The 13,487-nt window shown below is 59.6% G+C and carries 11 protein-coding genes; 5 read left to right on the top strand and 6 right to left on the bottom strand.

Going from position 1 to position 13,487, the window contains the following annotated elements; translation table 11 throughout:
- Positions 1 to 9: 9 nt before the first annotated feature.
- On the bottom strand, positions 10 to 1,458 hold the full coding sequence (locus tag LCQ44_RS03800; RefSeq protein ID WP_225094103.1) for a glycoside hydrolase family 1 protein: 1,449 nt from the start codon (positions 1,456 to 1,458) through the stop codon (positions 10 to 12).
- A 202-nt stretch (positions 1,459 to 1,660) separates the two neighbouring features.
- Here LCQ44_RS03800 and LCQ44_RS03795 point away from each other — a divergent pair, with 202 nt between their 5' ends.
- The gene (locus tag LCQ44_RS03795; RefSeq protein ID WP_225094102.1) at positions 1,661 to 2,515 is read left to right on the top strand and encodes a MurR/RpiR family transcriptional regulator; all 855 of its coding nucleotides are present in this window, start codon (positions 1,661 to 1,663) and stop codon (positions 2,513 to 2,515) included.
- A 431-nt stretch (positions 2,516 to 2,946) separates the two neighbouring features.
- Here the strand turns inward: LCQ44_RS03795 and pyrE are convergent, their stop codons facing one another.
- Both pyrE and LCQ44_RS03785 read right to left on the bottom strand, forming a co-directional pair.
- On the bottom strand, positions 2,947 to 3,630 hold the full coding sequence (pyrE, locus tag LCQ44_RS03790; RefSeq protein WP_225094101.1) for an orotate phosphoribosyltransferase: 684 nt from the start codon (positions 3,628 to 3,630) through the stop codon (positions 2,947 to 2,949).
- Positions 3,631 to 3,750: 120 nt separating this feature from the next.
- The gene (locus tag LCQ44_RS03785) at positions 3,751 to 5,295 is read right to left on the bottom strand and encodes a helix-turn-helix transcriptional regulator (RefSeq protein WP_225094100.1); all 1,545 of its coding nucleotides are present in this window, start codon (positions 5,293 to 5,295) and stop codon (positions 3,751 to 3,753) included.
- 377 nt (positions 5,296 to 5,672) lie between these two features.
- Between LCQ44_RS03785 and LCQ44_RS03780 the strand changes: the two genes are divergently transcribed.
- From LCQ44_RS03780 to LCQ44_RS03765, 4 genes are all read left to right on the top strand, one after another.
- The gene (locus tag LCQ44_RS03780) at positions 5,673 to 6,410 is read left to right on the top strand and encodes a DUF4428 domain-containing protein (RefSeq protein WP_055310636.1); all 738 of its coding nucleotides are present in this window, start codon (positions 5,673 to 5,675) and stop codon (positions 6,408 to 6,410) included.
- 24 nt (positions 6,411 to 6,434) lie between these two features.
- Positions 6,435 to 7,757: a hypothetical protein gene (locus LCQ44_RS03775; RefSeq protein ID WP_225094099.1), complete on the top strand. Its 1,323-nt coding sequence runs from the start codon at positions 6,435 to 6,437 to the stop codon at positions 7,755 to 7,757.
- 48 nt (positions 7,758 to 7,805) lie between these two features.
- Positions 7,806 to 9,047: an SPFH domain-containing protein gene (locus LCQ44_RS03770; protein WP_225094098.1), complete on the top strand. Its 1,242-nt coding sequence runs from the start codon at positions 7,806 to 7,808 to the stop codon at positions 9,045 to 9,047.
- 80 nt (positions 9,048 to 9,127) lie between these two features.
- Positions 9,128 to 9,970, top strand: a complete 843-nt coding sequence (locus tag LCQ44_RS03765; RefSeq protein WP_225094097.1) for a hypothetical protein — start codon at positions 9,128 to 9,130, stop codon at positions 9,968 to 9,970.
- 190 nt (positions 9,971 to 10,160) lie between these two features.
- Here the strand turns inward: LCQ44_RS03765 and LCQ44_RS03760 are convergent, their stop codons facing one another.
- The 3 genes from LCQ44_RS03760 to LCQ44_RS03750 are packed head-to-tail and all read right to left on the bottom strand — an operon-like array spanning position 10,161 to position 13,416.
- Positions 10,161 to 10,784: a response regulator transcription factor gene (locus LCQ44_RS03760; RefSeq protein WP_195361880.1), complete on the bottom strand. Its 624-nt coding sequence runs from the start codon at positions 10,782 to 10,784 to the stop codon at positions 10,161 to 10,163.
- A complete protein-coding gene (locus LCQ44_RS03755) occupies positions 10,781 to 12,280 on the bottom strand; it encodes a sensor histidine kinase (protein WP_161145525.1) in 1,500 nt (499 codons plus the stop codon). Before LCQ44_RS03755 ends, LCQ44_RS03760 begins: the two co-directional genes overlap by 4 nt.
- A complete protein-coding gene (locus LCQ44_RS03750) occupies positions 12,277 to 13,416 on the bottom strand; it encodes a hypothetical protein (protein ID WP_225094096.1) in 1,140 nt (379 codons plus the stop codon). Before LCQ44_RS03750 ends, LCQ44_RS03755 begins: the two co-directional genes overlap by 4 nt.
- Positions 13,417 to 13,487: the final 71 nt, after the last annotated feature.

Raw genomic sequence — 13,487 nt, 5'->3', positions numbered from 1 at the left:
TGGATTCCCTTACTCCAGACCTTCCGTGCCGTTGGACTTGATGATCCTCTGATATGCGTAGAAGCTGTCCTTGCGGCGGCGCTCGTAGGTGCCGGTGCCGTCGTCGTATTTGTCGACGTGAATGAAGCCGTAGCGTTTGCGCATCTCACCGGTGCCGGCAGACACCAGGTCGATGGGACCCCACCAGGTGTAGGCAATCAGGTCGACGCCGTCGGCGACGGCCTCGCCCATGGCCTTGATGTGGCTGCGCAGGTAGGCGATGCGGTACGGATCGTGAATGGAGCCGTCCTCCTCGACCTCGTCGTAGGCGCCCATGCCGTTCTCGACCACCATCAGCGGAATCTCGTAGCGGGCATAGATCTCGTTGAGGGCGATGCGCAGGCCCAGCGGGTCGATCTGCCAACCCCAGTCGGTAGACTCCAGGTAGGGGTTCTTGCCGTCAAAGGTCATGTTGCCCTCGGTCATCTCGTGGTCCTTGTGGGTGCTCACGGTGCCGGACATGTAGTAGCTAAAGGTGTAGAAATCGACCTTGCCGTCGGCGATATCCTGCAGGTCGCCGTCCTCCATCACGAGCTCAACATCGTTCTCGGCCCAGAAGCGCTTGGCGTAGAACGGGTACTTGCCGCGCACCTGCACGTCGGAGCAGTACCAGTTCATGGAATTCATCTCCTGCTGCGTGGCTAACACGTCGGCCGGATCGCACGTAGCGGCGTAGGAGAGGGCGAAGCAATCCATGTTGCCCATCTTAAACTGCGGGTAGTGCTCGTGGGCGTAGCGCACGACGCGACCGCTCGCCACAAACTGGTGATGCAGGGCCTGGTAGCGCTGCTGAGCGGTGGTCTTGATGGCGCTTGCCGGACCCTCGAAGCCCTGGATCAGGCCGGTTTCCATCATGGCACCTATGTCCATGGTGCCGGAGTTGATCTCGTTGAAGGTGAGCCAGAACTTGACCTTGTCCTGATAGCGGTCAAAGACGGTCTGGCAGTACTTCTCAAAGAAGCCGATGAGCTCGCGGCTCGCCCAGCCGTTGTACTTCTCGACCAAGTGATAGGGCATCTCGTAGTGCGAGAGGGTCACGAGCGGCTCGATGTTGTGAGCGCGCAGGCAGTCGAAGACGCGGTCGTAGAAGGCGAGGCCGGCCTCGTTGGGCTCGGCGTCGTCGCCATTGGGGAAGATGCGGCTCCAAGAGATGGACATGCGGAACATGTTGAAGCCCATCTCGGCGAACAGCGCGATGTCCTCCTCGTAGTGATGGTAGAAGTCGATGCCGTCATGGTTGGGATAGAAGCGATCGGGGTCGATGTCGATCGTAATCTGACGCGGCTCCTTGTAGCTGCCGCCCAGGAAGTGGTCGTCGACGGAAGCGCCGCGGCCGTCCACGTTCCAAGCGCCCTCAAACTGGTTGGCGGCGGTGGCGCCACCCCAATAGAAACCCTCGGGGAACTTGATGTTTGCCATGAGCATCTCCTTTGCATTGTGGGTCGATAAGCTGAGTATCGCCCACACGCAAGGCGAGCGGCGGCGCGCGCACCAAACCCGACACTTCTTTTCGCGACAGCGCCCTGCCGCCATCCCGCCCCTGACACTTCCTGATACCTGCCAAAAAGTGTCAAAATAAACCTGTCCCTTTTTGGTCGGTTTAGCGAGCACGGGAGTTCGAATGGATATCAAACGCAAGATTTCCGAGGCACAGGGCCTTACCCCTACCGAGCAGCAGCTCGGCATCTCGGCCCTTGCCATGGGCGAGGACATCCGCGGGCTATCTATTAAGGAATTCGCCGCGCGCGCCAACGTTTCGGTCGCGAGCGTGCACCGCTTCTGCAAAAAGCTCGGCCTCGAGGGCTTTAAGGACCTCAAGGTCGAGCTCATCCGCCTGGCAACCGAGGCGGGCAACCGGCGCGACGTGGACATCAACTTTCCCTTCGACGCCACCTCCACACCCGCGCAGGTCATGGAGCGCATGGAAGGGCTCTACCAGATCACGCTGGCCGAGACGCAGGAGCTGCTCGATCCCGCGCAGCTCGACCACGCCGCCAAGCTCATCATGCGCGCCGATACCGTGGACATCTACACGGGTTCGCACAACCTCTATCCAGCGGGAATGTTCCGCGACCGCCTGCTCTCAGCCGGCAAAAGCGCGACGTGCTACAGCAACATCGAGGCCCAGATGCGGACGGCACTCGCCTCGAGCCCCAGTCATGCAGCGATCGTCATCTCCTACAGCGGCCTTGCGCTCAACCTTAAGGAAATTCTGCCGGTTCTCAGCGGTCGGCATGTTCCGGTCACCGTCATTGGCACGCCATACTGCGCACGCTTGCATCCCGGCTTTGCCGCCTACCTTACGGTGAGTGATCACGAGAGCATGACGCACCGCATCACGCAGTTTGCCAGCCATATCGCCGTGCAATATGTGCTCGATTCGCTCTACAGCAGCTACTTCGCCAAAGACTACGCCCGCTGCTCCGAGTTCCTAGAGCGCTCGTTCCCCTACACCCGCCTGCCAGGGCTTAAGTAGCAACGAGCGAGGATTTTCGGACGTCTATCTAACGAGGGTGGATAATCTCCCACTTTGAGCCCGCGCACAGGCCAAAAACGGGAGATTATCCACGCTTGTTCTTGGTGCGATGACTAGTCGTTTAAGAACGTCCCCAACGACTACTTGACATGAATGATCCGTTTTCCGCCGCCCCGAGGGGCCACCTGACCACCTTGCACCAACGTAATCACGACTTCTCGTCATTAGATTGTTCAAATCGATTCTAATAACTATTTTCGCCATAAACTCGTTATTAGAATCGATGTTGGTCGATGGTCTGCGTTTGCCCAGATAAAACCTACCAAAATAAACCTGTCCCTTTTTGGCAGGTTTTAGAAAGAGGGCGGCATGGACCTTCTGGTCATGCCGCCCTCTTCAAATATCAGGTTGTTGCCCTGATACCCGCGCAACTATTCCTGGGCACCATATTGATTGTAGTAGGCATCGATGGCGATCTTGAGCTCGTCATCGATGACGACCTTGCCGTCGATCTCGTGGTTGTAGAGGGTCTCGACGACCTCGGCCATGGAAACGATGCTCGCGACGGGGAAACCGTACTTTGCCTCGATCTCCTTCTGTGCGGTGGTCACGCCACCCTTGCCGACCTCCATGCGGTTGAGGGACACGATCAGGCCCTTGATCTCGACATCGGCAGCAGCCTTGACCTTGGGATAGGTCTCGTCGATGGACTTGCCACTGGTGGTAACGTCCTCGACCATGACCACGCGGTCGCCGTCCTTGGGCTCATAACCCAGCAGGTTGCCCTTATCGGCACCGTGATCCTTGGCCTCCTTGCGGTCACAGCAGTACTTGACCTCCTTGCCGTACAGCTCGTGGTAGGCAATGGCGGTAACAACAGCCAGCGGAATACCCTTGTAGGCCGGCCCAAACAGGACGTCAAAGTCGTCGCCAAAGTTATCGTGGATGGCCTGGGCGTAATACTCGCCCAGCTTCTTGAGCTGATAGCCCGTCACGTAAGCGCCGGCGTTCATAAAGAACGGGGACTGACGGCCGCTCTTGAGCGTAAAGCTGCCGAACTTAAGAACGTCGGACTCAACCATGAACTTGATGAACTCTTGCTTGTAAGCCTCCATACGGGCTCCTCTCGTAATCGCGTACGTGCTCTTCAGTTTAGCGCAGGCGAGGCGTCGATGTGGGCGTGCTTTGAGGCCACGCCCCCCGTTAGAGTAAGGGACTGGGCGGCGGCTCATACGCTAGTCCTTGGGTGTCCAGGACCAGAAGAAGTTGATGAGGGCCACACGTGAGGTGGTGCCGGTCTTTTTGTTGATCGAGGAAATGTGGCGGTAGAGCGTGGAGCGCGAAAGGAAAAGCGTTGTGGCGATGTCCTGAACGCTCTGGTCCGAAACGACCAAGGCCGCAAGAATATCGCGCTCGCGCTCTGTAAGCTCAAAGGTGGCGACGAAGGCATCGAGGCGTTCATCGGACGTGAGCTCCGCTGCCTCCACGGGCTCGGGGTCGGAGCATGTGGGCGCAAGATCCCCACCAAGATCATCGGTGGCAGGCGCCAGCTCGTCCCGTATCACGGCGTCATCGGCTCGTTGCCCCAACTGTCCCAGCAGCGTAATCGCAATGCCCACAAACATCACGAGCGCCGCGCCGACCGCAGCCAGCACGTTTTGACTCGAAATGATTGCCACCGCCGGCGCCGTCACGAGCATCGAGCACACGTTGTTGACGACGCGACCCATGCACGGCCAAAAATATGACCAGCGCGCATAGAGCGAGATGGCGGCGAATTTTGTGGTAAAGAACACCACGAAAAAGCCCGAGCCCAGATAAAAGATGATCGAGGCAGCAAGCTCGTTGCCGCCATTGCCATCGATGATGAGCACAAAGAACGAAAGCGTGGACAGGATGGCGGCACATGTCATGCCGATATTCATATACGAACGGCCGCGCAGGTCAAATAGGGCGCCGGCGGCCAACGAGCTCACGACAAGCAGCAGGCGTGGCCAATCGCCCAAATCGACGACTCCGGTAGCATGCAGGGTTGTGAGACCCGCGTTGAGAGCGGCGAATACGCCGGAAAGACACGCTGTCGCCACGGTCAAGCGAGCTACGGCGCGGCGGAATGCCGCCTTTGCCTCGGGATCGTCTTGCCACTTGGCACCATATTCCAAAGCATCTACCGAAAGCCCGGCAACATTGGGTTCAAAGTTGGGATCTGACTCGTCGCGAAGCTTGGCGCGTCGGGCGCCGTGGAGCGACGCCACCTGCGCGATCGCGCAGACGACCAGAACAGCCTGCTGAGGAATGCCGGCAGGCATCACCATGTGGTTGAGCACCTGCACCAGAACGCCCATGGCGTAGGAAAGTGCAACCGCACGCGCCAAGCAGGGCGTCCGTGCAAAGCGCCGCGCAAAGTTTGCATGGGCAGTCGATCCGCAGTAGCCCAGCGCGCAGCACGCCACCAAACCGCCGGCAATTATCACCTCAACCTGAACCGCCATAATCAACAGCAGCAATGCCGCCACCAGCAAAACGCCCGTAACGTCACTCGTTGCTTCAATGGCATGGGGACGGCGATAGTACAGAATAGGACGCACAAAAAAGCCAATCACGCTCGCGCCGATAACAAGGCTCTCATAAATAACAACCTCGTCCGGAGACACGAACTCGGCCATGCGCACGTCAAAGAGATACTCGCACGCCAAAAACGTGAAGAAAAACAGCGCCAGGCATATAATCTCCCGAATGCCCCGACGCAAATATGCGGTTGTGTCTCCCATGTCCCTCATGGTTAACCCCCAGCCGCTCAATTGTCTGGAAATCTATTTTAATAAAGAACCAGTCTCAATATCGAAGCCAGGCTCGAAATGCTGCTAATTCGACCACAGCCGTCCACATCACGCCGCGATTTTGAGCCGCATGGACCCGAAGGGACACGCGCGACCTCTAGCTCGGCCAGGAGTATCTCCAGCTGCCACTCATTTAAGTACGTCCCCAATGAGTGGCACCCAGCGACTAGTCGTTTAAGAACGTCCCCGGCGACTAGTCAAAAATGGGCCATGTGTCCCAGTTGTGGAGACTCCTTGAGCCGTCTGGGTATCGTGAAAGGCTGCGCACTCCCCCATCATCAAAAGTGACACACGCTACCAGTTGATGGGAGGCAGCCATGGGCTTCTTTGACAAGATGTTCGAGAAGAAAGAGTGCGCGATTTGCGGTACCGAGCTGGGACTTCTAGGTAAGACAAAAATCAATGAAGGCTACCTGTGCAAAGAGTGCGCCGGCAAGCTCTCCCCCTACTTTCACGGCTATCGCTCCAGCACCGCGGACGACATCCGTGAGCAACTCGCCTACCGCGAGGCCAACGCCGAGCGCCTGTCTTCGTTCAACCCCACGCGCACGCTTTCTGCCGGGCGCACCAATATCATGCTCGATGAGGACGCGGGCCTGCTGATCATCACTTCGCAGAGCCGCTGGCGCGACGCCAATCCCGACATCATCGAGTTCTCGCAGGTACTCGGCTGCGATATGGATATCGACGAACAACGCACCGAGATCTATCGCGAGACCAAGGACGGCGAGCGCGAGAGCTACAACCCGCCGCGCTACGACCTGGATTACGACTTTAATCTGACCATCCACGTCAACACGCCGTACTTTACCGAGATCAACCTGCGCGTGAACGACTCCACCATCGATCAGCGCGGCTCCATCGAATATCGCGAGGCCAAGCGCCAGGCAACCGAAGTCCGCGATGCGCTGGTGCAGCTGCGCCAGGAGACGCGCGACAGCGTCGTGGCCGCCAAAGCCCCCAAGACCGCGGTGACCTGCCCCTTCTGCGGAGCCACCACCATTCCCGATGCCAGCGGGCGCTGCGAATACTGCGGCGGCGCCATCGGCGCATAGCCTCCGGCAGCGAAAGGACCGATCATGACCTTTGAGAGCATCAACTATCAATGCCCCGCGTGTGGCGGCCCCCTTCACTTTGCCAGTGCCGAGCAAAAGCTCGTCTGCGACTACTGCGATTCTCGTTTTGAAGTCGAAGAAGTCGAGGCCCTCTATCGCGAGCGCCAGGACAAGGCAGATGCCAAAGCCGATGCAGCAGCCGCAACGCCCAAGCCCGTCGCCGACGACGCGGTGCAGGAACTCGCCCAAAACGCCGGCTACATCTGCTCGTCGTGCGGCGCCGAGCTCGTGTCCGACGGCACCGTCGCCGTCACCACCTGCCCGTACTGCGGCAACTCCGCCGTGGCGCCCGGCCAGCTCTCTGGCGACTTCTCGCCCGACCTGGTGATTCCGTTTAAGCTCGGGCGCGATGACGTCACGGCCGCACTCAAGGAACACTACAAGGGCAAGATCTTGCTGCCCAAGAGCTTTGTCACCGGCAACCACATCGACGAGGTCCAAGGTGTCTACGTGCCGTTTTGGCTCTACGGCGCCCGCGTTGACGGCGAAGTGTACTTTGACGCGACCAACGAGACCGTGACCGAGGAATCCGACCGCACCGTCACGACCACCGACCACTACGATGCCTATCGCAAGGGCAATATCTCGTTTAAGCGCGTGCCCGTCGACGGATCATCCAAGATGCCCGACGGCCACATGGACGCCATCGAGCCGTTTGACTACGACGCACTGCGTCCGTTCTCGGTCGCATATATGCCCGGCTACATCGCCAACCGTTACGACGAGGACTGCGAGACCTGCAAGGCGCGCGCCGAGCGCCGTATGGAAGAAAGCACAATCTCGGCCCTGCGCGAGACCGTCGTCGACGAATACGACGATGCCACGGTCGAAAGCAAGCAGCTCGACTACACCTGGGAAGACAGCGACTACGCCCTGTTCCCCGTCTGGATGCTCTCCACCTCGTGGAACGGCAAGAGCTACCTGTTTGCCATGAACGGCCAGACCGGCCGCTTGGTCGGCGAGCTCCCCTGCTCCAAGCCCAAGCTCGTCATCGCCTCGGTGCTGTTCTTTATGATCGGATTTATCCTCTCCCAGATTCTCTTTATGGGGGAATACGCCTTCGATCCGGATTACCTCACCTTTGATATCGAGGGCATCCTCATCAACATCATCGCGCCGCTGATCATCGTGATTATCGGAGACGTGCTACTGGTAGGCCAGCTCAAGACGGCCAACGAAGCAACCTGTGCCGATGAGTATTGTGGCGAGCTCGACCTGACCGAGAAACACGACACCTTCAGCCACACCGAGACCACCGTTGTCATGAAAGACGACAAGGACGACTAAGCAATCCAACCAATACCACCCGGCCTTTGACGAGAAAGGAAGATCACCATGGGACTCTTGAAAGCTGGATTGGGAGCTGCCGGCGGCGTCATGGCCGACCAGTGGAAGGAATTTATCTACTGCGAATCGATGCCTGCTGACGTCTTGGCCTGCAAGGGCAGCAAACGTACCGGTGGCCGCAGCTCCAACACGCGCGGCGAGGACAACGTCATCTCCAACGGCTCGGTCATCGCCGTCAACGACGGACAAGGCATGCTCGTGGTGCAAAACGGCAAGATCATCGAAGTCGCGCTGGAGCCCGGTGAGTTCGTCTTCGACACCGGCAGCGAGCCGAGCGTCTTTAGCGGCAACCTGGGCGATTCCATCAAGGAGACCTTCGCCAATATCGGCAGCCGTTTTACCTTTGGCGGCGATGCAGGCAAGGACCAGCGCGTCTACTTCATCAACACCAAGGAGATCATCGGCAACAAGTACGGCACCGCCTCGCCCGTGCCCTTCCGCGTGGTCGATAACAACATTGGCCTGGACGTCGACATCTCCGTGCGCTGCAACGGCGAGTATTCGTACCGCATCACCAACCCGCTGCTGTTCTACACCAACGTATGCGGCAACGTGACCGATAGCTACACGCGCGACAAGATCGACAGCCAGCTTAAGTCCGAGCTGCTCACCGCCCTGCAGCCCGCCTTTGCCAAGATCTCGGAGATGGGCATCCGCTACAGCGCCATCCCCGGCCACACCACCGAGCTCGCCCGCGCGCTCAACGAGGTCCTCTCTGCCGACTGGCGTGACCTGCGCGGCGTCGAGATCGTGAGCTTTGGCGTCAACTCCATCGCCGCCTCGCAAGAGGACGAGCAGATGATCAAGGACCTGCAGAAAGCCGCGGTCATGCGCGATCCCACCATGGCGGCAGCCAACATCGCCAGCGCCCAGAGCGACGCAATGCGCGCGGCAGCCGCCAACCCCAACGGCGCGATGGCAGGCTTTATGGGCATGGGCATGGCAGGTGGCATGGGCGGCATGAACGCCAGCCAGCTGTTCGCCGCCGGCCAGGCACAGCAGCAGGCCGCTCCGCAGCCGGCTCCGGCTCACGCCCCCGCACCGGCTCCCACCGCCGCACCTGCGGCCGGCGCATGGACCTGCAGCTGCGGCGCCACCAACACCGGCAAGTTCTGCTCCGAGTGCGGTAGTCCCGCACCCGCCTCGGCACCGGCCAAGTGGTTCTGCCCCAACTGCGGCAGCGAAAACGGCGGCAAGTTCTGCAGCAACTGCGGAACGCCCCGGCCCTAGCCCCTCTATCTGGTAATTGGCGGGGGATCCGCCACCCCCGCATTTGCTTCTATGGGTTTCGTTCGATAAAGGAGGACACCATGAAGACAACGTTCAAAAAATCCGTACTCGCATTCCTGACATGCGTCCTGGCGCTCGCCTTTGCCCTGACGGGCTGCAGCGGCGGCGGCAAGGACCCCAAGGCCAACTTCGTCGGCAGCTGGGAACTCTCGGGTGGAACCGTGGATGGCGAAGAGCTGACCGATGAGTACATGAAGATGCTCGAGGATTGGGGTGTCCACTGCGTCCTGATTCTCGATGAGGACGGTACAGGCGCCCTCGACCTGTTCCTTGAAGTCGTCGACCTTAAATGGGAGGCAAAGGACGCCACCACCGTAACCATCACCGCCGAAGATGAGTCGCACGACATGAAGCTCAAGGACGGCAAACTCATCCTCGAAGAAGATGACGGCAATCTTGTCTTTACCAAGTCCGACAAGGACCTGTCCGGTACGGTGAAGAAGGATCGCGAGGCGGCCGAGAAGGAAGAGGAGATCGATGAGGCCGTCGAAGACGACGATGTCCAGAACGTCGAAATCTCCCCCGCCGTCACCGTCGCCGATGACGATCTGTGCACCATCACCATCACCGAGAAGTTCAAGGACGACTGGGGCGACATCGGCTTTGTCGTCAACATCACCAACAAGAGCGACAAGGACCTGACCTTCTACGCTCCTTCCGGCAAGACCAACGTCAACGGCACCATGAAGGAACCCTGGTTCTCGGCTAACCTGATGCCCGGCACCAGCGCCACCGAGGAATTCACGTTCTCGAGCGGCGAGCTTGACAGTCTTGACGACCTGGTCAACACGACCATCGGCATCGACGCCTACCTGACCGATTCCTACGAGGACGTCGCCTCTTACAGCGCAACCATCGCGTAACGGCAGACACCGATAGCCGCGGATTGGCGGACATATCCGCGCACATGCCAGGCGGGGCCGCAGGAAATGATCCTGCGGCCCCGCCGCTTTATGCCGACAGCACTGCCCATACAAGCAGGTCGCCCGCCGTTTTTAGATGCAAAACGGCGGGCGACCTATCTTCGGCGTTGGAGCACGGGCGGCACACCGACTACGGGCGCTCCATGTTGGGGACGATGCTGCCTTCGGTCACCGCATGCACGGCCAGGCGCATGATGTTGTCGTAGCCGGTCTTGTTGAGAATCTCCGAGATGCGGCGTTTGATGGTGCCCTCGCTCATAAACAGCTCGGCCGCGATCTCGCGGCGGCTCTTGCCCTCGCAGGCAAGGCGCAAAATCGACAGCTCGACATCGTCGAGGGTCGCCGTGCCCGAAAAAATGCTCTCGGGCGGCTTGGGAAACGTGCAATAGCCCGCCAGCGTGGAGCGCATCACGGCGAACAGCTCGTCGATACCGACGTTCTTGTACACAAAGCTGTCGACGCCCGCCTCGCGGGCCTGATCGACAAAGGTGATCTCGGGCATGCCGGTCATGATAATGATGCGACACTCGGGCAGTTGCTCCTTGATGCGCGCCGCCGCCACGATGCCGTTTGAATCGTGTTCGGTGCACACGTCCATCAGTATCATGTCCGGGCGCTCCTTGAGCGCGACACCCAAGGCCTCGGAAGCATCGGCAATGGCGGAAACAACGGTCATATCGGGCTGGTCGCCAACGGAACGCGCCAGGCTCTCGCGCAGGATGGCCTGGTCTTCGACTATAAGGACGCGGATCATGAGCTTCTCCTTTGAGCTGTGGCGCTGGCGTTGAGCGGGATGGACACCGCAAGCGTAAAGGGAGGGACGGCATGGACCTCTAGGCTGCCACCCAGATCTTGTGCGACATGCCTCATACCTGGGATACCCGTTCCCTCGCGATACGATACGGAGGCCGGGGACCCGTCGTTAGAAATCGTCATGTGCGCGATGCCGTCAGCATCCGCCCCCTCCTGCCACAGGCGCACATGGACCCGATGCGCCTGCGCATGCTTGGTGGCATTGGTCGAGGCCTCGCGAATAATCTGCAAAAATGCGGCGGCGACACGCGCGTCCTCAGGCAGCGCACCCTCGACATCGATCTGCACACTCACCAAGCCAAAAGCATGGACGATATCACCCAGCTGCTCTGCAGGCTCGCTGGCACCGCCACTGCGCAAATCGGCGGCAATTGAGCGCAGCAACGGGTCAATCTGCTCGAGCGACTCGTCGTCCAGGCGCCCCTCCTCCAAATAGCGATGGAGAATGGACAGGCGCTGCCCGATCACATCGTGAACGCGGGCGCGCATACGTAGGTAGGCCGCATTGTCGGCAACCTTTTTAACTTCTTCGATCTGGGACTGGAGCTCTTGGCCCGCAAGCTCAAGTAGGTGGTTTGCTTGCGCCAAGCGGTCGTAGGCGTGTGCGTATTCCGTCACGTCCAGTCCGATAATGCGCTCAAAGAGGCGGCCCGAAACCATAACCTCGTCGTGCACAAATAGGCGAATCTCGGCGGGAGAAATCTCGATCACCGCGCGAGCATCACCAAAACGATCCAAGTTAATCCGCACACGGTTCCTACTGCTTTCGGGCATTTGCATGCTGAGTTTGCGCAGGTCGTTCCATGTGCCGCTCATGTCACCTAGATCGGTGGGCATATGAAGTTCCACTAGGTTTTTGCGCATGCAGCGGTTCATGAGCAGCGGACGGCCCCTCGGGTCCAGATACAGGATGCCCACGGGAATCACGTTGATGGTCTCGATCGTCGAGAACGCGGTGATATCCTCCTGGCGGTTACGGACGTCCATCAAGAGCGCCGCGATGGAACGAAACAGGAAAAACGCTCCCTCTGCGATAAGGACAACGGTCCACGCCGAGCCCATGGCAAAAACCACCGGCGGCGTCACGGCGACAACGAGCAACAGTTCGGCCAGCATGACGAGGCGACGATAGTGCACCATAAGCACCACGCCGTAGGCAAAGATCACGGCATTGAGCCACAGCGATCCGCCCATTGCCCTGGCGCAAACGTCAAGCGGTGCCACCAGATACGAGCCAGACGACGCGAATAAGATGAGCGCCGAAATCATCAGGTGAAGCACAAGGCTCGCCTCGTAGGCGCAAATCACCTTACGGTTATAGGACGAACGGCGCGATGCGATGAGCGGGACGTGGATCGTCTGCAGACACGCAGCCAGGGCAAAGACAACATCGAGCGCAACGATTTGGGGAAGAATGAGCGAAATCTGCATCGTCACTCACCCGCCCTCGGCATCAAGACGATCATGCGCAGCTGGCCGGGCTCGCCCTCAAGGCGGTATGCCACGTTGCGCCCTTGTAGAGCGCTTTCGAGCTCTTGCGCAGCGGGCGTCTGCGAAAGATCTGCATCATCGTTGGAAAAAAGCGCGGCACGCAGCTCGACACTGCATCGGTCATGATCGCCCAAGTGATACATAAGCGCCGGATGGTCGGTGGTGTAGGCAAAAAACGCAAAGTCATACACGCAGTCGTACAGGGCGCTTACCGTACTGGCGTGCATCGGGCGCCGTATGGCGATAATCGAGGCGCAATCGATATCGATGGTGCGCAGGTCGCTTGCGAGCTCGTTGGCAATGAGCTGAATGCGGTCGCGATCAAAACCGCTCTCCCCGTGCTGTGCCAACGTGAGCGACCCCTTGCGCTTGCAATAGGCGACGAGCATCTTGGCGCGCTGCAGCATGCGGTAACGCTCGTGCGAAGACGATTCATCGGTCAACGGCGGTAGCGAGCTCAGCAGGTCGTACATCCCTTCGAGCGCGCGGGCAAGCGCCTGGTCCACGTCTTGGACCAGCAAGGTCTCGGCCTCTTGGTCTGCCAGGTGCGTCTTAAGGTCGTAGTCGGCGGCGAGCAGCTCATTTTGACGCTGCAGCTCCATACGACGATGTGCCAGTTCACGGTTAAGCTCGTTGAGATCCGACACGTCTTGGGCAAGCAGGGCCGATCCGCCCAGCAGTGGAAAGGCACGGCACATCACATCGGGGTCGGACGCCACGACAAAGGCATGGGCGCGGCTGTGCGCCTGGGTCCGCAACTCCTCGCGCACGCCCACCGGCATTGGCTTTGACACTGGCGTGGCATAGACTTCCTGCAAGTCGCGCGTTAGAACTTTGAGGTCAAGCGGCAAGGTGTCGAAAATGCCGGCGATGTCGTGATATGACGGAACGACACCGCAATCGAGACAGATTTCCATCGCCACCACGCACAAGACGCAATAGACGAGCGAGAAGTTGAGCCTCCATGCCCAGGGCACGCGCAACGCATATGAGATGGCAAAGAACGCGCCGCCCAGCAGCACGAGCGCCGCCGTGCCCGAGAAACGTTGGATGCGAAAGGACGCCTTGATTATCAACTTCATCCGAACACTTCCCACATTCATCCGCACATGTGCGGATGAATGTGGGAACCCGATACCCTGAGGGCCGGACC

Source organism: Collinsella aerofaciens (genome assembly GCF_020181355.1).
Taxonomy (GTDB): Bacteria; Actinomycetota; Coriobacteriia; order Coriobacteriales; family Coriobacteriaceae; genus Collinsella.
This window is presented reverse-complemented; position numbering and strand designations above follow the sequence as displayed.

Bases quoted from the DNA above. Each gene is read 5' to 3' on its own strand.
- LCQ44_RS03765 (WP_225094097.1), top strand. From the start codon at position 9,128: ATGAAGACAACGTTCAAAAAATCCGTACTCGCATTCCTGACATGCGTC.
- LCQ44_RS03785 (WP_225094100.1), bottom strand. From the start codon at position 5,295: ATGAGGGACATGGGAGACACAACCGCATATTTGCGTCGGGGCATTCGG.
- pyrE (WP_225094101.1), bottom strand. From the start codon at position 3,630: ATGGAGGCTTACAAGCAAGAGTTCATCAAGTTCATGGTTGAGTCCGAC.
- LCQ44_RS03760 (WP_195361880.1), bottom strand. From the start codon at position 10,784: ATGATCCGCGTCCTTATAGTCGAAGACCAGGCCATCCTGCGCGAGAGC.
- LCQ44_RS03795 (WP_225094102.1), top strand. From the start codon at position 1,661: ATGGATATCAAACGCAAGATTTCCGAGGCACAGGGCCTTACCCCTACC.
- LCQ44_RS03800 (WP_225094103.1), bottom strand. From the start codon at position 1,458: ATGGCAAACATCAAGTTCCCCGAGGGTTTCTATTGGGGTGGCGCCACC.
- LCQ44_RS03770 (WP_225094098.1), top strand. From the start codon at position 7,806: ATGGGACTCTTGAAAGCTGGATTGGGAGCTGCCGGCGGCGTCATGGCC.
- LCQ44_RS03780 (WP_055310636.1), top strand. From the start codon at position 5,673: ATGGGCTTCTTTGACAAGATGTTCGAGAAGAAAGAGTGCGCGATTTGC.
- LCQ44_RS03775 (WP_225094099.1), top strand. From the start codon at position 6,435: ATGACCTTTGAGAGCATCAACTATCAATGCCCCGCGTGTGGCGGCCCC.
- LCQ44_RS03750 (WP_225094096.1), bottom strand. From the start codon at position 13,416: ATGAAGTTGATAATCAAGGCGTCCTTTCGCATCCAACGTTTCTCGGGC.